The 20,423-nt window shown below is 63.0% G+C and carries 18 protein-coding genes; 13 read left to right on the forward strand and 5 right to left on the reverse strand.

From position 1 onward, the window contains the following. Nucleotides 1-53: 53 nt before the first annotated feature. The 3 genes from N4264_RS12195 to N4264_RS12205 all read left to right on the forward strand — a co-directional run bounded on the left by N4264_RS12195 (nucleotide 54) and on the right by N4264_RS12205 (nucleotide 5,094). Nucleotides 54-4,034 carry an RHS repeat-associated core domain-containing protein gene (locus N4264_RS12195; protein WP_261697308.1) on the forward strand — a complete coding sequence of 1,327 codons (3,981 nt, stop codon included), beginning with the start codon at nucleotides 54-56 and terminating at the stop codon, nucleotides 4,032-4,034. An 8-nt stretch (nucleotides 4,035-4,042) separates the two neighbouring features. Next, entirely contained in the window at nucleotides 4,043-4,633 is a 591-nt protein-coding gene (locus N4264_RS12200) for a hypothetical protein (RefSeq protein WP_261697309.1), read from the forward strand. A gap of 167 nt (nucleotides 4,634-4,800) precedes the next feature. Beyond that, nucleotides 4,801-5,094: a hypothetical protein gene (locus N4264_RS12205; protein WP_261697310.1), complete on the forward strand. Its 294-nt coding sequence runs from the start codon at nucleotides 4,801-4,803 to the stop codon at nucleotides 5,092-5,094. A gap of 645 nt (nucleotides 5,095-5,739) precedes the next feature. On the opposite strand, the gene N4264_RS12210 is transcribed toward N4264_RS12205, so the two are convergent. After that, nucleotides 5,740-6,861: a hypothetical protein gene (locus N4264_RS12210; protein WP_261697311.1), complete on the reverse strand. Its 1,122-nt coding sequence runs from the start codon at nucleotides 6,859-6,861 to the stop codon at nucleotides 5,740-5,742. A 528-nt stretch (nucleotides 6,862-7,389) separates the two neighbouring features. Between N4264_RS12210 and N4264_RS12215 the strand changes: the two genes are divergently transcribed. After that, complete coding sequence (locus N4264_RS12215) at nucleotides 7,390-8,265, forward strand: hypothetical protein (protein WP_261697312.1); 876 nt, start codon at nucleotides 7,390-7,392, stop codon at nucleotides 8,263-8,265. A 94-nt stretch (nucleotides 8,266-8,359) separates the two neighbouring features. Continuing rightward, nucleotides 8,360-9,391, forward strand: coding sequence for a hypothetical protein (locus N4264_RS12220; RefSeq protein WP_261697313.1), 1,032 nt, complete (start codon nucleotides 8,360-8,362; stop codon nucleotides 9,389-9,391). Between the two features lie 65 nt (nucleotides 9,392-9,456). Here the strand turns inward: N4264_RS12220 and N4264_RS12225 are convergent, their stop codons facing one another. Beyond that, on the reverse strand, nucleotides 9,457-9,858 hold the full coding sequence (locus N4264_RS12225) for a hypothetical protein (RefSeq protein ID WP_261697314.1): 402 nt from the start codon (nucleotides 9,856-9,858) through the stop codon (nucleotides 9,457-9,459). Here N4264_RS12225 and N4264_RS12230 point away from each other — a divergent pair. Together N4264_RS12230 and N4264_RS12235 are read left to right on the forward strand one after the other, a co-directional pair. Next, entirely contained in the window at nucleotides 9,842-11,179 is a 1,338-nt protein-coding gene (locus N4264_RS12230; protein WP_261697315.1) for a DUF11 domain-containing protein, read from the forward strand. The genes N4264_RS12225 and N4264_RS12230 overlap by 17 nt on opposite strands. A gap of 145 nt (nucleotides 11,180-11,324) precedes the next feature. Next, a complete protein-coding gene (locus N4264_RS12235; RefSeq protein WP_261697316.1) occupies nucleotides 11,325-11,963 on the forward strand; it encodes a hypothetical protein in 639 nt (212 codons plus the stop codon). Between the two features lie 197 nt (nucleotides 11,964-12,160). On the opposite strand, the gene N4264_RS12240 is transcribed toward N4264_RS12235, so the two are convergent. Further along, nucleotides 12,161-12,562, reverse strand: coding sequence for a hypothetical protein (locus N4264_RS12240; protein WP_261697317.1), 402 nt, complete (start codon nucleotides 12,560-12,562; stop codon nucleotides 12,161-12,163). Between the two features lie 337 nt (nucleotides 12,563-12,899). Between N4264_RS12240 and N4264_RS12245 the strand changes: the two genes are divergently transcribed. Further along, nucleotides 12,900-13,103 carry a DUF3606 domain-containing protein gene (locus N4264_RS12245; RefSeq protein ID WP_261697318.1) on the forward strand — a complete coding sequence of 68 codons (204 nt, stop codon included), beginning with the start codon at nucleotides 12,900-12,902 and terminating at the stop codon, nucleotides 13,101-13,103. A 91-nt stretch (nucleotides 13,104-13,194) separates the two neighbouring features. Here the strand turns inward: N4264_RS12245 and N4264_RS12250 are convergent, their stop codons facing one another. Continuing rightward, nucleotides 13,195-14,634 carry a TIGR04222 domain-containing membrane protein gene (locus N4264_RS12250; protein ID WP_261697319.1) on the reverse strand — a complete coding sequence of 480 codons (1,440 nt, stop codon included), beginning with the start codon at nucleotides 14,632-14,634 and terminating at the stop codon, nucleotides 13,195-13,197. A 323-nt stretch (nucleotides 14,635-14,957) separates the two neighbouring features. On the opposite strand from N4264_RS12250, the gene N4264_RS12255 reads away from it, so the two are divergent. The 4 genes from N4264_RS12255 (at nucleotide 14,958) to N4264_RS12270 (ending at nucleotide 18,009) form a co-directional block, all read left to right on the forward strand. Then, the gene (locus N4264_RS12255; RefSeq protein WP_261697320.1) at nucleotides 14,958-15,167 is read left to right on the forward strand and encodes a cold-shock protein; all 210 of its coding nucleotides are present in this window, start codon (nucleotides 14,958-14,960) and stop codon (nucleotides 15,165-15,167) included. 216 nt (nucleotides 15,168-15,383) lie between these two features. Beyond that, nucleotides 15,384-16,679, forward strand: coding sequence for a C4-dicarboxylate transporter DctA (gene dctA, locus N4264_RS12260; RefSeq protein WP_261697321.1), 1,296 nt, complete (start codon nucleotides 15,384-15,386; stop codon nucleotides 16,677-16,679). 219 nt (nucleotides 16,680-16,898) lie between these two features. Continuing rightward, nucleotides 16,899-17,381, forward strand: a complete 483-nt coding sequence (locus N4264_RS12265) for an FKBP-type peptidyl-prolyl cis-trans isomerase (protein WP_261697322.1) — start codon at nucleotides 16,899-16,901, stop codon at nucleotides 17,379-17,381. A gap of 148 nt (nucleotides 17,382-17,529) precedes the next feature. Continuing rightward, complete coding sequence (locus N4264_RS12270) at nucleotides 17,530-18,009, forward strand: glutathione peroxidase (protein ID WP_261697323.1); 480 nt, start codon at nucleotides 17,530-17,532, stop codon at nucleotides 18,007-18,009. Nucleotides 18,010-18,153: 144 nt separating this feature from the next. Here the strand turns inward: N4264_RS12270 and N4264_RS12275 are convergent, their stop codons facing one another. Beyond that, the gene (locus tag N4264_RS12275; protein WP_261697324.1) at nucleotides 18,154-18,600 is read right to left on the reverse strand and encodes a cupredoxin domain-containing protein; all 447 of its coding nucleotides are present in this window, start codon (nucleotides 18,598-18,600) and stop codon (nucleotides 18,154-18,156) included. Between the two features lie 543 nt (nucleotides 18,601-19,143). Between N4264_RS12275 and N4264_RS12280 the strand changes: the two genes are divergently transcribed. Further along, complete coding sequence (locus N4264_RS12280) at nucleotides 19,144-20,418, forward strand: hypothetical protein (RefSeq protein WP_261697325.1); 1,275 nt, start codon at nucleotides 19,144-19,146, stop codon at nucleotides 20,416-20,418. Nucleotides 20,419-20,423 lie beyond the last annotated feature (5 nt).

Below are 20,423 nucleotides of genomic sequence, written 5' to 3' on the forward strand. Positions count from 1 at the left end.
AGATCCGCGACGCCGAGACCAGCCCACGCCGTCCGGCGGGCGAGCTGGCGCGCGTGCGCAACGACTACGCGTACGACGTCGTCGGCAATGTCACGGCCTTCACCGACGGACGCCGTCACGTCACGCAGTACGAACGCAACGCCTTCGATCAGGTCGTCAAGATCACCTCGGCGGCGCCGTTCCTCTACACCGAGGAACTGCACTACGACGGTAACAACAATATCGTTCGCCGCGAGGTGGAAAACCGCGATACCAACGGGCCGTCGCTGGACGGCTCGGCGACGGTGACCTACAGCTACGACATGCTGGACAAGCCGACCCGGCGCACGGAAGAGGTGTCGACCAGCAGGACGCTGACCACCGAATTCATTTACGACAAGAACGAAAACCTTGCGGAAATCGTCCAGCCGCTCGGCAATCGCATACGGCGCGTGTTCGACGAACGCGACCTGCTGTATTCGTCGACACGCGGCTTCGGCACGCCCAAGGCCAGCACGACCACGCGTCGCTATGACGGCAACCGCAATCTGGTCGAGTTCCGCGACGCACAGGACAACAACGGCGACGGCCAGCCCGATGCGCAGCTGCTCAAGTACGACGGCCACGACCGCGTGATCGAGCGCCGCGACGCCGTGGGCAACGTCACCAAGATCACCCACGATCCGCTCAACGTGCGGACGCGCGTGCAGCGCTTCGGCCTGCGCGGCGGCGCCAGCCCGACCAACAATACGGGTGCGGGCAACGTGCTGCTCGCGGAAACGCGTTATCTGCCGGACGAACTCGGCCGCGTCTACCAGATCGACCAGCTCTTCGCCGATGCCGCCGGCCAGCCGCTGCCCGACGGTCCGCTCACGCCGGGTGACGGCTTCGTCACGACGCGCCGCAGCTACGACCGCAGCAGCCACGTGGTCGGCGTCACCGACGATAACAACCACACCGCCACCTTCGTCTACGACGGCCTGGATCGCCGCGTGCGCCAGACCGACGCACTGAACAACGTCCGCCAGTTCGGTTTCGACGCCAACAGCAATCTCGAGACCATTCTCGATATCGAGCAGGGCGCCAACGGCACGACCGAAACCTATCGGACGCAGGTGATATACGACGAACTGAACCGCCCGGTTTCGTTGACCGACAACATAGGCAACACGACGGCCATCGCCTACGACAGCCGCCACAACGTGATTCGGCGGACGGATGCGTTGGGGAATGTCACGCGGATGGTGTACGACGGGATTGACCGCAAGATTCGTACGATCGACGAACTGCGCGTCGGCGGCGTCGGTAGCGGTGCTATCGATATGAGTAATCCGGCTAATCCGGACGGTCTCAACACCACGACGATCGAGTTGGACGACAACTCACGGATCGCCGGCTTGACGGACGACAAGGGTAATACCACGCGCTATCACTACGATGCGCTGAATCGCCTCGAACGCACGCAATTCGCGGATGACTCCCTGATCGAGTACGAATACGATCTGGACGACAACCTCAACAAGGTCACGGATGCCAACGGTTCGGTTCATACGGTCTCGTACGACGCCGTAAATCGTCTGACCGCTGTCGATATTGCGCGTGGCGCAGGTATCGCCGGCACGGACAGGCTGCGCTACCAGTACGACGGTGTCGGCCGCCGCACGCGCATGACGGACAACAACGATCCCTCTATCGCAGCGGATGATTCGACTCTGGAAGCGACCTACGACTCGCTCGGTCGTCCGCTGACCCAGGTGCAGAACGGGCGCGTCGTCGGCAACACGTATGACGGTGTCGGCAATCCGCTGGTGCTGTCGTATCCAGGTGGTCGTCAGGTTCGTCGCTCCTACGACGAGCTCGACCGCCTCGACCGCATTGCCGAAGTTGCCGGTGACGTGACCATCGGTGAATACGACTACATAGGGCGCGATCGCGTCAGTGAGCGTCGCAGCGGTAACGGTACTCGCCAGGAGTTCGACATTCCGGGCACGGGCGACGGATACGATGACAATAAACGCGTCACTGCACTGCGCCATCTCAATGCCGGCGGAACCGTCCTGGCTGAATTCCAGTACGGCTACGACAAGGTCAACAATCCGCGCTACGAGCACGAGTCGGCAACCGATAGCGGTCAACTGGTCGAATTGGACTCGGCCTACCGAGTCCAGCGCGCACTGACGGCTCGCCCTGGCGTCGACGTGCGAAACCTGACCAACAATGCCATCACCAATGCGGATCTACAGGCATTGAGCGGTGGTGTCGATACGGACTATCGCGTCGACGGCGCAAACAACTGGAACGAGCGCCAGCGCGGTACCGAAACGACCCCGTTCGCTACCAACAATCTGAATCAGTACACCCAGATCGGACCACGTTCCCAGCAGCACGACCGCAAGGGCAATCTGACCGAAGACGGCACGCGCAAGCTGACCTACGACGCTCTCGATCGCCTGCTCAGCGTGGCCGACAACGGCCAGACGGTGGCGAGGTTCCGCTACGACGCCCTTGGCCGTCGTATCGCGAAAGAAGCCGGTGGCCAGACCACGCAATACCTCCATGATCTGTCGCGCGTCATCGAGGAGCAGGACGATTCGGGCGCCACGCTGCGGACCTACGTCCACGGTCGGTACCTTGACGAACTGATCCAGCTGCGCAACAGCACGGGCGATTTCTACTACCACGCGAATAGCCAACAGAGCGTGGTTGCGTTGTCCAATAGCGCAGGCCAGATCGTCGAGCGCTACTCCTATGACGAGTACGGTAAGACGGCGATCAGTGACGCCGCCGGCAATTCGATCGCGCAAAGCGCCGTCGGTAATCCGTTCGGCTATACCGGCCGCAGCCTGGATACCGAGACGGGGTACTACTACTACCGCGCCCGTTACTACTCGCCGGATCGCGGCCGTTTCATCACGCGCGACCCGATTGGCTACCTCGCGGGCATGAACCTGTACGCCTATGTCGACAACAACCCGCTGCGTTGGGTCGATCCGTATGGACTGGACAAGGACAGCTGGGCGGACGAATACAAGAAGTGGAAGGAAGAGCGCGAGAAGGAGTGGGTCGACGACAAGCGTTGCGAGGGTATGGCCAACCTCGCCTGTATGGCGTTGGCTGGTGAGACGGCGCTGTACGAGTTCTTTGCGGAAGATGCGGTCAAGGCTATTGACGACGCGCGCGAAGGCAAGATCAGCCCGGAAACTGCCCTTGACATCCTGATGGCGCTTTGTAAGCCGTGCAAGGTCGCTGACAAGGCGAATGACGCGCGGCGGAAGCTGGACAACGCGCCACTCGACAAGATCGATAATGCGTGTTGTTGCTTCCCGGCAGGTACACAAATCTGGACCGAAGCAGGCCCGGTGCCGATTGAAAACGTTAAGGTTGGTCAGCTTGTGTACGCACGGGATCCCAAGACCGGGGAAACCGCACTCAAGCCGGTGACGCAGCTCATCAACACCAAGCCGAAACCGCTGTATCAATTGACTATTCGCGGAGCGGATGGCTCAGTCGAGCAAATGGAGGCCACTGGCGATCATCCGTATTGGGTGCCTGAGCGCGGTTGGGTCAATGTCGAAGATATGGAGGCGGGATTGGCCTTCACCGACCTTGATAAAGGTCAGCTGCTGCTTGAGAAGGTTGAGCTGCTGGACCGCATCGAGAAGACGTACAACTTCTCGGTGGCGGATTTCCATACGTATTTCGCTGGCGAGAAGAAGGTTTTCGTACACAACAATTGCAATTGCCGAACTGTATCTAACTACGAGGATGTCACCGACCCTGGTAGCCGATATCCGAATCGGTCGACGGACGTCAGCAAGGCTGAGTTCGAACAAAACCTTACGGACTCAGGATGGTCGAAAACGGTGAGTAAGGATGGGAAAGTTGCAATCTACGAAAAGGATGGCGCTAGGTACGTCGTCCGCGACGGTGCCAAGTCGACGGGTGGACCGACGGCTGATTACTATGGTCCAAATAACACGGGCGGCATCGACGTAAAAATTCGCCTTGACCAACCGCCTACGACACCGCTTCCACCGCCTCAGCCGATGCCATGAGTGAAATAATGTTCATAAAGGAAGAAACTGATCGCAGTCGGATTTCCGGTGCGCTCGCCGCGTCGTTGCGGGCTGGCAAGGCACTTCCCGAGCTGGTGTTCGACATAGACTTCGAAGCTTTGGGGTTTGAGCAGTTTGACTACGCATTGAGTGCGGATTTCTGGAGTGTTCTGCAGTCCTTGGCGCGCGCGGCTGGGGAACGCGAAATTTGGCTAGGTGCTTTGACGCCGAGTATTGACTGGTACAGGGAAAGTTTTTCGGTTACGCCGTGGTTACGGATCCCTATCACGGCGTCTGCCGCAGACTACTGGAATGCGATCAATCGGCCTTTCGACCCCCGGTATCCCGATTCGCTTCTCATTACAGCCGAATCGATGTTCTGGCTTTCGGAACGTTCGAGTTTCGTTGTGTATGGAGATAGGAGTAGCGAGCTTTGTGTGCTTGCTGCAAAGAAGTTGGTTCCACCGGTGTTTGATGAGGTTGCGCGAAATTGGAAGTCGGCAGGCGATGCCGCGAAGTCATTTTTGTACAAGCATGCGCCGAACTTTGAAAGCGTCGCGCAGCGTCTAAAAGAGTGCTATCCCACGAAGAGCCGCTAGTTCTATCGGCAACTGTCCCTGGAGGCTGTTACGCGCTCACTATGCGAGAGTTGCTTGAGCTTCAGGGGGCGAGCGATTGACCCGAACAGCAGCATCACGCCGGATATGAGGGTGCCTTACGAGCGGTACTATCCCGACAACTCGATGTTCCCGGACCTCAAATAGCGATGCAAACTACCGATAGCGAAATCCAGGCCAATCGAATGATCCTCCAGGCGATTCGCGTTGCATTGCGTGAGCTCAAAGTAGTGGGGGACACTTCGCGCAGCAGCGTGATCTTTCATTTGAGCGAGTTATTCATTGGAGTAACTGAAAGCCTGGAGGCTGCCCATGTCGGTGAGATTGGCTACGACACCGTCCTCGATAGGTTGCGGAGTCGGGCCTCTGAGCTGGGAATAGAGCGTTGGGTTGATCACAACGTGGCTGAGGTGCATCGTATGTTTAGAGAGCGGATGCCGTAGCGAGACGTGAGTTGTGGTCAGCTACTTGCTGTGCGGGCGTGGGAAACGCCTGTCGTCGATCAATGCACGCTGAGGTTGTGAAATGACTGATTCCGCTGGAAAGGTGTCGGAGCCGTCAAGTTGCCACGTTGTGCATCGACTGCTGTACCTGGCATTTCTCAATATGAGAGCTGAGGCATTTCGAACTGAGAATTCGCGAGTGCGCGACTTGTGTGACTTGCTGCATGGAGTTCCTTCGCTGTTGGAAATGGCAGCGAGCGGAAAAATGACCTATCGACAGGTTCTTGATGAAGTAGTCAAAAGTAGCGAGCAGAGAGGGCTTTCTGACTGGCTGGGGCAAGCTCTTGCATATGGTGAGTAGCTGAAAAGGGTGGTTTGACGGTCAGCAGAGGATGGAAAGGCGCGAGATCGAGAACCACGTTGCCGTCGGCAGCAACCGACTCGGTCTGTGCCAACCGAGTGTGCTCTCCACGGAGCGTCGGTGTGATTCGCGAGGTCTGATTCGCCCAGCTCGTCGGTCGGACAGAAGCTGCAGCCCGACGCGTTGCGCAGCGGTGTCACCAATCGGCGTAGGGCTGCTGTAGCGGGCGCGACGCGTTGCCGCGCCCACTAGTGTTGCGTTGTCGCAGCGTCGACGCTGGCGAACTACTGCGAGATCTCCACGGTGATCGCGTCGCGGTTCTTGCCGCCAATGGTGATGTTCTTCACCTGGTCGAGCGTGTGCACATTGGGGATGACCTTGGCGATGCGCGCCTGTCCTGGTGGCCCGCCGAGAATCACGTAGCCTTCGCCGACCTGCGTGTCGATCACGAACGCGTCGGGATAGCCATCGCCATTGAAGTCGTGGATGGTGGAAAGCGTGTCGGGTGCCGTCGTGTCAAATCCCAGGAGCGCCAGCTGCGCATCGGCGCCTTTCGGCGCGTTCGAGGTGATGGTGGCCGTGTCGACGATGACTGCAGCGAAGGCTGTGTCCGTTCCGCCTGGACCGTAACAGGTGACCGACTGCGTGGTGCTCATGGCGTAGTACGACGTCTCGCGCCCGTGCACGGGGCCGCGATTGCAGGAGGTTGCGTTGCTGGCGACCCATTCGAACGTCGCAAAGCCGGGTCCATTCAGGATACTGGGAGTGAAACTGGCGCGGACCTGGGGTGGGGGATCGACCGCCGTCAGCGTGACCGTCTTGCTGGCTGAGGCGCCGGCGTTGCTGCAGGTGATCGTGACGGTCTGACTGCTGGTGGCCGTGATCGTCCGCGTGCCGGACGTTCCGCTGATGGAAACAGCGCCGGTGCTTGAACAGTCAGTCGCCAACGTGGATGACCACCGCAGCGTCGAAGAGCCGCCCTTGAAGATCCGGCTCGGCTTGAACTCGGCGGTAACAGTGGGGGGCGTGCCGGGTGGAACGACGGTGAGTGTGGCGGAGCCACTGCCCGGATCGGCCGCCGTCGGTCCAGTACACACCACGACGGCCCGCAGATTCGCCGAAGCGGTGAAGGTGTAGGTGCCAATATCTTCGCCGGTAGTGATCCCTGGGACGCCCGAGATCGTGCACTCCAGGGCCGGGTCGCCGGCGGTGCGCCAGGAGAACCTTACCGGCTGGCCGGCGAGGGCAGTCTTAGGCTCGAACTTGGCGTAGACGAGGATCATGTCATCGGGCGGCGCTGCAAATGCCGGACTGACACCGAGGATGAATAAGATTGCGCATCCGAAGCGGATGCATCGCGCCTGGGTAGGCCGATGCACCAGCGGCGTAGCAATGTGCGTTCTCATGGAGTGCTCCTGTTGTTGGGGGTAGGACGAGGCGTCCGGCACCGGCTGTCCGTGGATTATTCTGTCGGTCATGGAGCTGGCTGGCATTGCCATTGTGTCCACTGGAGGTATTCATTGTGGACAACGTGTCAATATGCGGAGCGGCGCGATATCTAATATGTTGCTATCCGGGCGGTGCGCGCAATGCTGTGTGGGCAGGCCGGAATCGTCGAATGATGCGTGTGAGATGGCGGGCGTACGGTCAAATTCCTTTGACGTATCAATACGCGGCATCGCGAACGCCCGTTCAGCGGGGTGGATGGTGGTCGAGCGTTGTGGAACTTCGCGTGCATGGCGTGCGGGCACTGTCAACGGACAGATTGTCAAGCGGTTCTCGCCAGGCCCACCGCGATGTATCGTCGACAGGGGAACCGCATCGAACACCTGTGTTCGCTTCTGCCCCACCGGACGTTTGTGGCAATGACCTGACGCCTGCTGTCGCGAACGACCTGCGGGCGATGCCTTGGACGATTGCAGGAGGACTTGAGTATGAATCGTCGCGTTATTCCCGGCGCTATTGCGTTTGCGCTCTCGATGGTGGGCTTTACCGGACACGCGGCGAGCCCGGTGCCGGCGCCGACGCCGGGATGGGTGGTGGCGGGGGGATCGACCGGGACGCCCGTGGTGCCTGCGGCCGATGCGCTGGCGTGGCGATACATCGGCGATGGCGGCGAAGCCACGATCGATGTGTGGATCGCCAGCAAGCCGCTGACGCAGGAGCAACGCAAGACGCTCAAGCCGGCGCGCAGCGGCCAGCCCTATGAGGAATCTGCGCAGCCGGAGGCGATGGGACTGGCTGGCTTGCTGGTTCGCTTCAACGATGATGGCGACGGCAACGGCCAGATGCTCGACTACTGCGCACCCAAGGACGGTGGCGTGAGCTGCAGTGGTGGCAGTGGGCTCGGCAACGTTGTGGTGCGCCAGCTGGATGCCACGCACGTCGTCGGGGAATTCTACAGCCGCTCTGCCGACGGCAAGACGATGTACGTTGCCAGGTTCGATGCGCCGTTGACCAACGACGCAGACACGCCGGTGCCGGGCGATGTGCAATGGAGTGCCGACGGCGGTGAGCCGGGAAAAGTGTATCTGGCGCATAATGAGGCAAGCGCGAAAGGCGACGTGGCGGTACTCAAGGCCCAGGCCATGCCCGGGCGCGTAGCCGATTTCGATCGGCCCGGTACGGTGAAGATGCTGCAGAAGATGGCGCTCAAGCAGCCTCGTGTTCTCGCTGGTCACCAGCGCGGCGATGACGCCCGGATCTATGTGCAGGACACGGTGATGAACGGAGAGTTTCCGCCCGGCGTGCAGAGTGTGTCGCTCAGACGCGTGGACGGCACGTGGCGCATCGTCCAGATTTCCATGTAGGAGCAAGGACACGCGTCTGCAGGAGCCGGTCCGGGTAGGGAGGGCTGGTCCGGCGTGCGTCCTAGGGTCATCAGACCTCAGGGATCGCATGGCCATGTTCGGAAAATCAGTCTGGATGCTCGGTGTCGTTACGCTGGGACTCGCGTTCGGTCGCGTTGCGGCGGCGCAGGAAATCTCGAACTTCTCCGTGCGCCTGCCGCCGCCAGCCGAGCGCGATCAGCCGATTCCCCCGGGTGGGGAAGGGCGGCTGACATTCACGGTGTTGGCGGCGCCAGCCCAATTCGGGACGGCGACGACAGCGGGCTTTTTCGAGTCACCCCCCGAAGGATTGTCCGAGTACACCTTTGTTCCGGAAAATCCGGCACTCTGCCAGCCGCCTACGCTGTCGCCGACGCCTTACAGCCTGCAGAGCTTGTCGTTCCGGGTGGGGCCCATCGCCGCCGGCGGCAGCGCAAGCTGTGCCTACCGCGTGCAGCGTGCGGCCACATCCCGGCAGGACCTGAAATTCCATATTTGCGCCAACACCTCGCTTTTCTGTAACGCGCTTTTCCGCTACGGCACCTTGCCGGACGTGGCCGTCCGTATCACGCAATCGGCCATGATTCCGAATTCACTGGATGGCACGGTACAGGTCACCGTATCGAATCGTTCGTCGCGAGCGATTTCCGCGGCGCGCGTGGCGACAGATTGCGTGGAGTTCGGTGGCGGCATTTTTGATCCGGCGCCGTTCGAGATTGACGCCGATTTTCCCGGGGCTTGTCCGCGCAATGCCCTGAACATGGGCTGCCTCAATTTCACCGGGCAGAATTATTCCAGCCAGGGTTTCAGCGTCGGGCCGATTCCCGCCCAGGGCGAGGCCAGCTGCCTGCTGCGCTTGAGGCACATCAACGCGAATACCATCGGGCGCACCGTCGACCTGATGCTGGCGACTGATGCGCTGCTGTTCGCCGACGGCGGCGTTGGCTATGACGCCAACGTGCTGAATGATCGGACGCCCATGGGGGTCGTGACCAGCGTGGCGCTGCCGATCGGGCGGGGAGCGTCGGTGCTGACATTGGTCTTGTTGGGACTGGTCGGTGCCTGGGGCGTCCGCCGCCACATCCGGGCGACATCTGCGGCGGCGTAGATCGACACCGTTCGTCGGGGCCCGACGAACGGCTTTTGCGTCGCGTGAGCTGCGACGACGTCTCGCTATCTTCTTCTTCCCCCAGCGAAGAAGGTGCGCGGTATGAAGTCGAAATGCGCAGTTTTCCAGCGGTCGTACGCGTCGGGTTCGTGGGTGGAAGGCGGCACGCAGCGGTGTTTGAAAGCCATTGCACGTGCTTCAGTGGCAGTAGCGCTGTTGCCGGCCGTGTGCAGTGCCGCTTCGACCATCGGCGCGCCGGTGACCGACGAATGGAAGGTCAACACGACAATCACTTCCGGAAACCAGCGGCGCGTCGCCCTTGCGATGGATGGCGATGGTGATTCGATGGCTGTCTGGTTGAGCGAACCGTCCGGGTTCACTCCACCACCGCCGACCATCAATGCGCGGCGCGTTACGGCCGCAGGCATCCCGAGCGGGCCGGAGTTCAAGGTGAACACCACCCCCATTGCGGGCTTGCCGTTCGTGGCCAGCGACCGGAACGGGAATTTCGTCGTGGCATGGACGACTCAGACCGGCGGCCAGCACGTGGTGACACGTCGTTATGATGCACATGGCGTGGCTTTGACGCCGGAGGTGCGCGTCGACGGAACCGCGCGCAGCTACGCAAACGCCGCCGATATCGCCATGAACAGCGCGGGCGACTACGTCGTGGTCTGGCAGACCTCGGACGGCTCCAACTATGAATACCGCGGCCGTCGCTTTTCGCCCGCCGGTGCACCGCTGGGCGCGGAGTTTGTCGTGGTCAGCGCACCGTCGACGATGCTCGGTGTGACACCAAGAGTCGCGATGGATGATGCTGGCAACTTCACCGTCGGCTGGAGCCAGAACCGGGTGCGCTGGTCGGACCCGACCGGTTTTGACATCTATCGCCGCCGCTATGGGGCGGACGGTTGGCCGCTGGAAGAGCCGTTCCGCGTGAACCGCACGATCACGGGCATCGAGCGCTCGTTTGACCTGGACATGGATGCCGCAGGAAACGCCGTTTTCGCGTGGCGGTCGGAAACCGGCCGGTACTCCGGCCGGGCGATGGCGCAGCGGTTCTCGCCCTCCGGCGCCTATCTCGGCAGTGAGTTCGAAGTGGGATCGTCGGCAGGCGGCACCTACGCCAATGCGACGGTGTCGATGGCGCGCGCAACCGGTGCTTTCACGGTGGTGTGGAGCTATGACACGGACGCCAACGTTTACGCCTGGTATCGGCACTACAGTGCCAGCGGTGCGGCGTTGACATCGGCGACGATGTTCTCTGGTTCCTACTACACGCGCTTTCCGGCCGTGGCCAGCGATGCGGACGGAGACTTCGCGCTGGCCTGGGAGTCGGATCCGGTGACACCCGACCGCAGTGACATTTACGCGCGACGATTCGCCGGCAGCGAGTCTGTCGACATGACGGTTGCGCTCGTGGATGCCGTTGACCCTGTGGCGGTTGGCGAAACCCTGCAATACACGCTTTCTGCGGCGAATCTGCACGTTGCAACACCGCGGCCGGGTGTGGGCAGCGCGACCGGCGTGGTCGTAATAGCGTCGGCGACAGCAGGAAGCGTCCCGCTTTCCGCAGTTGGCGAGGGATGGGATTGCAGTCTCTCTGCGGACGTGCGCTGTTCCTATCGGGGCAGCCTTGCGGCCGCGACGACTTCATCGCCATTGAGCCTGGTGTTTTCCGCGCCGGCGGAGGCGGGAACGGCAGCGCTGAGTGTTCACGTCAGTGCGAACTCGTTCGATAGCGTGCCAGGCAACAATTCGGCGACCGAAGAGACGACGATCCAGTAGCGCAGTGGGCGGGTAAGGCGTGCCCGGGGCATCGGTCGATGGGATGGTGCCCTGGGCGTTGCGATAGTCCGGCGTTGCGACAAACAGGGCATTGCCGGGTCAGCGTTGCTATCCTGCGATCCTGCTCACAACAGGCCGAAAACGAATGATCCGAGGACTGCTGCTGCGTGGTGTCACGCACCCGCAGATAGAGCGGGCGGTACTACCGTTGCAGGGCGGCGTGGTCGCAGTGTGGATGACGTATTCCATTGACGACTTGCTGGAGTCCGTCGAGGAAACGGACGTCTTTGATCGAAGGGCTCTGCAAACAGAGTCGTTTGCCGTCGCGCAGCCCAGTCAGAGCGGCGCTTGTCCGGTACCGGTTGTGATGGCATCGGGCGTGGAGCCACTTGCTGTCCGCTTTCTTGTTCGGGCCGCACATTCCGTGCTGGCGGCTGCAAATCTCGACAGGGAGGCGATGAAGTCCTTTCTGGCCGAGATGTGCTGGGGACGAATCGTGGATCTGCGTTGGTTCGCACAGAACGCCTGGCGCGTGGCCGGTTTGGCGGATTGGACGATCTGGCGCGGCCTGCCCGAGCCAATGGAAGAAGACGGGAACTCGTTGGCGCTGGCCCGGTCGCCGGCCGCCCTCGCCGCATTGAAGGCGGCACTACTCGAAGCGCTGCTCAATCCACTGTCCTGGCGTAGTGGGGCGGGCACCGGAAGCGTTTTTGAGATCGACGTCGAGCCAATGTTGATCGGGAATGCGCCACATTACGATGGATCCGTGTTGATCGATGACTAATAGCGCCGGACCGTGCCGCGGGCGATCGTACGGGATGTAAGACGGCGATGGCGCTGGCGGTTGCCGTTCGCGAGACGGTGCGACACTCGCGCCTTGGTCCAGACGCTGTCACGAGGCTTGTCGCCCATCGTGTGCGTGCGCGTCGCGGATGTGCAACACGCCAGCCCGGTACGCGAGCGGTTGCGGACGATGGCCGGTTACTTTTCCTCGCGCACCTTCCGGTACGGGACGAAGTTGCCCAGGCCGACACCGCCGGCGAGCATGCGCGAGCCCGGCTCCATCAGCTTGACGATGTCGATATTGCACAGCTGGTGGGAGTGCGTGTCGGTCACCAGGATGGCGTCGTCGCGCAGAAAGGCGGCGCCGGATTTTGGGGTGTTGACGTAGATCGTTCCCCCGGCCACTTCATAGATGATCGCGGTCTTGTCGATCACACGGGTCGATCGGATGTCGCGCTGGTTGATGCAATGTACGGGCTCGCCGGCCACGCGGCCCGCGATGGCCTTGGCCAGCTGGGCTTCGGGACTGCGGTCCTTGTCGGCGATTGCCGGGGTGGTCACCAGGGCGAGGGCGCAGGTCAGGAGAGTTCGGGTATTCATGGGAGCTCCGCGAATCGGGGTGTTCTGTCTGGACGGCGGCGTGTGCCGGTCAGTCGCAGTACGCGTTGGACGGCACTATAGCGTGAGCGCCGGCGGCGAGCGGGCCCGGCCGAGGGGGCTGACGGAGCTGTCGCCACGGAACGGTCGACGTGTCGAGCATGTGCTGCATCGCTGGACGCGGGGTTGAGTGTCATTGTCAACAATGCTAATTTGCGGGGCTGCAACCGTAACGCCGCGTGGACCTGCCCTTAACGAAATCCTAAAGCGGGCCGGTGCACTCTGGATCCACAGGGCTACAGGCCGGGCCCAGCCGCCGGCCGGACGCGCGAGGTGTTCCATGCACAGCACGAGTCAGCCGACGTTTGCGAACAACAGCAGTGATTCGATCAATATCCTGGTGAATTGGGAAGTCAATTACTGGTCCACCCGCTGGGGTGTGACGCCGGAACAGCTATTGCGTGCGGTGTCGGAAGTCGGCACCAATGTGCGGGTTGTCCAGGCGCATCTGGCGGACCAGGGGCGCGCGCAGACGATGCAGTGAGATCGCGCGACGCTTCGCGTTGCCGCAGCAAATGGGTACGGAAACGAGGGGCCGCAGGGCCCCTCGTTCGTCTGCGCGTTGGCAGGGTTGTCTAGTCGCCGCCGCCACCGCCACAGCCGCCGCATCCACCGCCGCCACTGTCGCTGTCGCCGCTGCTGCTGCAGCCGCTGCTCGAATCCGAGGACGACGAGGACGACGACGCGGGGGCGCGTACATCGTGGTACGCCGCATACGCCGTACCCGCGAGAACGGCCGTGCCGGCCAGTGCCACGGCCAGGCCGACATCCCTGTCGCGCGGCGCTCGCGTGGCGTGCGCATGCCGCTGGCGCAGCTGTTTGAGCGCAGCGTCGCCGGCGGTGGCGGTCCACGGGCGGTTGAGGAACAGCACCAGTGCCGCGATTGCCGTCACGATCACCAGCACGATCAGGAAGCCGACCGGCCGGTCACGGCTGATGCCGACGGCAATTTTCGCCATGCCCAGGCCCATGAGCGCGATAAAGGGCAGTGCGCCGAGCAGGGCAACGCGTTTGCGCTGCGGTTCGGGCACCAGCAGTTTGCGCTGCACCAGGGATTGTTCGATGCGAGCCAGTGCGGGCGTGATGGCGGCTGGCAGTGCGTGCAATGCCGTGCCCTTGCCCAGTTCGTGCGCGACGACATCCAGCGGGTATTCGGAGATGGCGCGCGCATCGTGGACGACGACAGTGCGCGTCTGGTCCGACCAATGCGCCTGCTGGCGTGACATCAGCTCAGCCACGGCCGCATCGGCGACGCGGGTGGGCCCGCCGGCGAGGTAGGCGACGGACCAGGCGTCCAGGTTCGGACTGGATGAGCTGGCGCGCATATCACGCGCGTTGCGGCGCAACACCTTGGAGACGATCGCACACACGATCGCGAGGACGAGGTAGAGGCCGAGAAACTCCGGCCCCGTCAGTTCCAGCGGGTTAAGCTCGGCCGCCTGCAGCAGCGGTGCAATCGCCAGGGCGGCCAGCGCGGCAGTGGCGCGCCAGAGTGTCTGTGCACGTGGCCAGCGCGGGCGCGGCAACAGCACGACGCGGCGCATGTCGACGCGGCGATAGGCGGCTGCGCTGCGGAATGCTTCCTGGGCACCGGGCCAGAATTCCGCCGGCGGTGCGCCGAACCAGGCCTGGTAGCTGGCCAGCGTATCGGCGTACTGGCGGTAGTGCTTGTGATCTTCGTCGCGACCGCCGCGCGTAGGCTGGTGATGCAGCGACTTGCCGAGCACGCACGGACAGAAGGTTTCCCAGTAATCGCGCGAATAGGTCAGGTGCAGGTGCCAGACTTCGTCGACCACGTCGCTGGGTGTGACCGGATCCGGCGCAACGACGGCCAGAAAGCAGAAGCGGCGGTATTCCTCGATCGCCTGTTCGGCATGGCTGCGGCTCCAGCCATGTTCGCGGGCGAGACGGGCGGGAAAATCCAGGGCGTCGCCCCGGGTTCCGAAATCGTGTGCGGCGATGCGCTGCCAAAGGGCCTGGTGGTCGGCCGGCCAGTCCAATCCGATCGAAGACATGACACTCCCCCGGGGTATCGAATAGGCAGTTCAAACGATACACAGTATTTGTGGCGAACGCCGCCGGGTGACGGGCTCGACTGCGCGAAGCCCCCAATTGCCGGAAGAGACTTAACGGATTTCGATGCGGCCTATTGGCATCGGGAACAAATACGCGTACATTCGCTACCACTGTGTTTGCTTGGGTCACGGTAAACTGTGGCCTGATGCGGTAGATCACACGATCCGCTTCATCGATTCGCCCCGCTTGCTCCCTGCAACCTCAGTCTCGACGCGAATGTTCGCGGGCGTGATATTTTCAATCTGTTTCATGGAGTTAAGTTATGTCGAATCGTCAGAGCGGTGTTGTCAAGTGGTTCAACGACGCTAAGGGCTTTGGTTTCATCACCCCGGAAAGCGGCGCCGACCTCTTCGTTCACTTCCGCGCGATTCAGGGCACGGGTTTCAAGACCCTGCAGGAAGGCCAGCGTGTTACCTTCATCGCCGTTCAGGGCCAGAAGGGCATGCAGGCTGACCAGGTTCAGGTCGTCTGATCTAAACCGCCCAGCGTAGTATCGGAACCCCGGATGGAAACATCCGGGGTTTTCTTTTGTGCATGTTTCGGCGACGAAGGCCTTCGGGGGAATGGCTTACGCACCGTTCCTGATGTTCCGGCTGAAATGCATCGGCGCCCCGGATAGTCGCATCCTGCGGATGACGCCGGCACGGTACCATCCGGCCCTCGGAATGCCCGACGAGGGAGTGCGTCGATGAAAGGCCGCTGGTGGACGAACCTGTACGCGCAGGTCCTGGTCGCGATGGCGATCGGCATCCTGCTGGGGCACTTCGTGCCGGACCTAGGCGCCCAGATGAAACCGCTCGGGGACGGGTTCATCAAGTTGGTGAAGACGGTCATCGGGCCTCTGATCTTCCTGACCGTTGTGGTCGGCATGGCCAAGATGGGGGATCTGCGCCACGTTGGAAGAATCGGCCTCAAGGCGCTGATTTACTTCGAAGTATTGACCACGCTGGCGCTGGTGATCGGGCTGGTCGTCGCCAACCTGGTCGAACCGGGCGCGAGTATCCAGGCCAGCGCTGCTGCGCTGGATGGCAAGGCCGTGGCGGGCTACCAGAAGGCCGCCGCCGACCAGGGCATCGTCAGCTTCCTGCTGCACATCATTCCCGACACCCTGGTTTCTGCCTTTGTCGATGGCGACCTGCTGCAGGTGTTGCTGGTGGCACTGCTGTTCGGGACGGCCATGACCCGTGCGGGCGCGGCAGGCCGGCGCGTACTCGACGCATTCGAGGATTTCGCGCACGTGCTCTTCGGTGTGGTGAACCTGATCATGCGTGCGGCGCCGATCGGCGCCTTTGGCGCCATGGCGTTCACGATCGGCAAGTTCGGCATCGCCACCCTGGCTTCCCTGCTATGGCTGCTCGTTTCGGTCTACGTCACCTGCGCCTTGTTCGTCTTCCTGGTTCTTGGGCTGGTCGCGTACTGGTCCGGGTTCTCGCTATGGCGTTTCCTCGTATTCATCCGGCACGAGTTGTTGCTGGTGCTGGGCACGTCCTCGTCGGAATCGGCTTTGCCGCGCATGCTCGTGCGTCTGGAGCAGGCGGGCTGCGCCCGGTCGGTCGTGGGCCTGGTTCTGCCGACCGGCTATTCCTTCAACCTGGACGGGACCTGCATCTACCTGACCATGGCGGCCTTGTTCATCGCACAGGCCCTGGGTATCGAGTTGTCGCTGCGCGAGGAGCTGACCCTGCTCGCCGTCCTGCTGCTGACCTCCAAGGGCGCCGCCGGGGTGACTGGCTCCGGCTTCATCACCCTTGCCGCCACGCTCGGGGCGTTGGGTGGCAAGGTGCCCGTGGAGGGCGTGGCCCTGGTGCTCGGTGTCGACCGGTTCCTGTCGGAGGCGCGGGCGATCACCAATCTCATCGGCAATGGCGTCGCGACGATGGTCGTGGCCAAGTGGGAGGGGCTGCGGGATGACGACCGGATGCGCGAAGCCTTCGCGCGAGGGCCGGATGACAGCGTCGACACCGGCGTCCCGGCGAGCGCCTAGCGACGGCCTTGCCAGCATTGGCCGCCCCTGGCGCCGGATGACCATAGCTCGCGCCTTGCTCGGGTCTCCCCCTGGCGCGTACCGGCGTTGACGCCTTGAAAACACCTGATCCGTAACGATTTCGTCCCGACGGCACCGAATCGGCTATCCTCGGCGCCCTTTTCCGCGGCAGTGCGCTGCCGCTTCCCTTCAGGGCCGTCCGGGCCGAGCGAGAATTCCATGCAGATTGCTGATCGTTGCGTTGCGTCGTTCCACTACACCCTGACCGATGCGGAGGGTCGTACGATTGACTCTTCGGCCGGCGGCGATCCGCTGAGCTACCTGCATGGCGCCGGCAATATCGTGCCGGGCCTGGAGAAGCAGATGACCGGCAAGTCGGCCGGCGACAAGTTCGACGTCGTCGTTTCGCCGGAAGAAGGCTACGGCGTGCGTCACGATGAGTGGGTACAGGTGGTTCCGCGCGGCGCGTTCCAGGGCGTGACGACGATCGAGCCGGGAATGCAGTTCCAGGCCCATGGACCGCAGGGCCCGATGTCGGTGACGGTCGTTGCCGTGACGGACGACAACATCACGGTCGACGCGAACCATCCGCTGGCGGGCGTGGCGCTGCACTTTGCCATCGAGGTGGTCGAGGTGCGTGAAGCCAGCGCCGAGGAAGTGACGCACGGCCACGTGCACGGCCCGGGTGGCCACGCGCACTGAGCGAGTTGACCCGCGTGATGGGTTTTCCGGCGTCCGGCGCAGGTCGCGCCGGGCATTGGAGCGACCAGGGACCGATGGGCAGGGCGGTACCTGGTTCGCGCGCTGTTGCTACTTTCAGGGTGTCGCAGAACGAAACCGGAGATCAGGCATGACGACCGCGTACGATTTCACCGCGACCACGCTCGAAGGCGAAGAGCGTTCGCTCAAAGACTACAAAGGCAAGGCGTTGCTCATCGTCAACGTCGCGTCCAAGTGTGGGTTCACGCCGCAATACAAGGGGCTGGAAGCATTGCACCGGAAATACCAGGACAAGGGACTGGTTGTCCTGGGCTTTCCCTGCGATCAGTTCGGCCACCAGGAGCCGGGCGATGCGGACGAAATCCGCAATTTCTGCTCGCTCAACTATGACGTGAGCTTTCCGTTGTTCGCCAAGATCGACGTCAACGGGGAAAAGGCGCATCCGCTGTACCGGTGGCTCAAGGGTGAGAAGCCCGGCTTCCTCGGTACCGAGGGGATCAAGTGGAATTTCACCAAGTTCCTGGTGGGGCGCGACGGCAAGGTGATCGACCGCTTTGGTTCGGCCGATTCGCCAGAGAAAATCGAAAAGGATGTTGCGGCCGCGTTGTGAGTCCCGGCGCCACGCCCGTGCAAGGGCTGCCTCCGTGCGGCCATTATTTTGCGGCCGAAAGCACTCCCGCTCGCAGGAAGGCGGCCCTGAGGCCGCCTTCCTGCGCGAGGGAGACGCCGGTTTCGCGGGCCGGCGGTGCGAGTCTTACGGTTCGAATCCGTCCTTGAAGATGGGGACCTCCTCCGAAATGATGGTGATCGGGCCGTTCATGGCGCCGTGGTTGCCGCAGTTGTAGTGCAGCGTGTCCGGCGCGTCATTGGGAACGATGAAGGTGATGTCCGTCTCGCCGGTCGCGCCGTTGTTGGTGACGCCGCTGTTGTAGCGGTTTCCGTTGCCGGTCGTGTTGATCGTATTGATATTGAACGGATGGAAGGCCGGAACGCCTGTCAGATCAAGCACATAGGTGCGTCCGCGGACGAGGGTCAACGGGGGGTCCGGCGTCCCGTCGATGCTCCAGCTGCTGAAGTCACCGGAAGCGACTGTCACGGAAAGGGTTTCGGTCGTGCCTGCCCAGGCCAGGGCAGGCCCCAGCAGGACGGCGCCGGCAACGGCGGCGATTTGGCGAATATGTGGCGAGCGCGCTGAAGTCATGGGTCCCTCGATGATGGTGGTTTTCCGGCGACAGCCGCCCCTGCCGGTGCGCCTGGCGGTCGTTCAATCGGCCATGCCCCCGAACGGATTCCGCCGCGGGCTGACCGGTGAGTGCGCGCAGAAGGGCATTGGGTTGTGCCCCGGACCCGTGCGTTTCCCGGCGGCGCCCGGCTCTCTGGCCTGCAGCCTGGGCGTGGCCGGGCCTGGCATGCGGCGCTTTCGCCGGCGCTGCGCATTTCGTAGCGCCGATCTGCTTGACGCGCCGTCAAGTACGTGATCTGCCGCGCCGGACAGATCGCGCGTTCCGCGACGACGGGATACTCCCGACACTAGCCCTTATCTGGCAACACCATTCAGGGGCTCCGATGACTGTTTCATACTGCATTGCCGGGTGCGCGTGTCCGCGTCCGCGGCGGCTACCGCCGTGGCGCCTCCTGCAAGCCGACCTCGGGGAACTGACGGTGGTCGGCCTGGCCGCGACCCGGTTCGTGCCGACGGGATTGCGTGGCCGCGTGCCCTGCGCCGCTCAGGCGTGAGGCGGTCATGGCGTTGGAAGACGTGCTCGCGGTTGACTTTCCGGCGGCATGGCGTAGCGTGCGCGATCCCCTTGCGTGCTCTTTGCCAGCCATGCCGCCGGATGAATTTGCTGACCTGTTGTCCGTCTATATGCGTCGGATCCGCGCCAGTGCGTCGGGTGTCGCCACGGAAATCGGCATGAGCCGGGAAGCGGTGAACAACTGGCGGCAGGGCCTATCCCTGCCCAACCGCAAACATCGGCACAAGCTCGTGGAATGCGCCAGATACCTGCGTCTGTCGGAGCAGGAAACCGACCGGCTGCTGGCGGCCGCCGGTTTCGAATCGCAGTATCCGATGGGGTCCCAATCGACCGGGCAGCCCTTTGGCGCGCATATCACTGGTCTGTTCGAACGCCTGAGCCGGATGGCGCCATACCCGATTCTCATGCTCCTCAGCCAGGCCCACTGGGGCCAGCCGCCATTCCGGGACACCTTGCTGGCCACGGCCCGCCGCGTCTATGGCGACAACGCGGTCTTGCATGTGCGCCCGCCGTACAGTGTCACGGCAGATGCCAAGGACTATTTCGAGGCGATCGGCAGCCAGTGCGGACTTGCCGGCGTGGATTCGGATTTCGCCTTCGAGGCGGCGCTGGAGCGGCGTCTGGCCTCTGGCGAGCGCCTGTTCTGCCTGGTGAGCCGGTTCGAGCAGGGCGACCCGGCGCTGCGCGAGGCGCTGGCCGGAATCCTGCGCAGCCTCAGCGAGATGTATAGCGGCCGCCTGCATCTGATGCTCTGTGGCGGCGACGCCCTGGCGGCGCTGAAGTACCAGAGTGGTGACCTGTCGCTGCTGAATATTGCCACTGTGGAATATTGGCCGGACCCGGGAAACGACGAACTGCTGGATCTGGCGCGCGTTCACCTGCCAGAAGGCATGGTCACCGCTGCACTGGCTGCGCGGTTGTCGAGCTTGTGCGGGGGGCATCCGGCCCTGATCGAGGAGGCGCTCGTCGCCCTGGCGCAGCAGCCGGCGATCGACGACGCGGCCTTGCTTGACCGCCTGTGTGCCAGCTCGCGCCTGTGGGAGGCCTTCGTGCCCCTGGTGGAAGATGAGCATGCCCGGCTGCGTGTGCGCGGCTGGCTGATGGAAGCACGCCTGGGACGTGCACAGCCTTACCTGCTCGATGCGACCCTGCGCCGCTTGTTCTGGGCCAACCTGCTGGCTGTACGCCAGGACGGCGGCGCCTGGCTGGAATGGCGCTGCGAGGCGGTGCGCCGCGCGGGGCGCAGTGTCATCGACGGATAGCGGCG

The sequence above is a fragment of the Tahibacter amnicola genome (genome assembly GCF_025398735.1).
Lineage (GTDB): Bacteria > Pseudomonadota > Gammaproteobacteria > Xanthomonadales > Rhodanobacteraceae > Tahibacter > Tahibacter amnicola.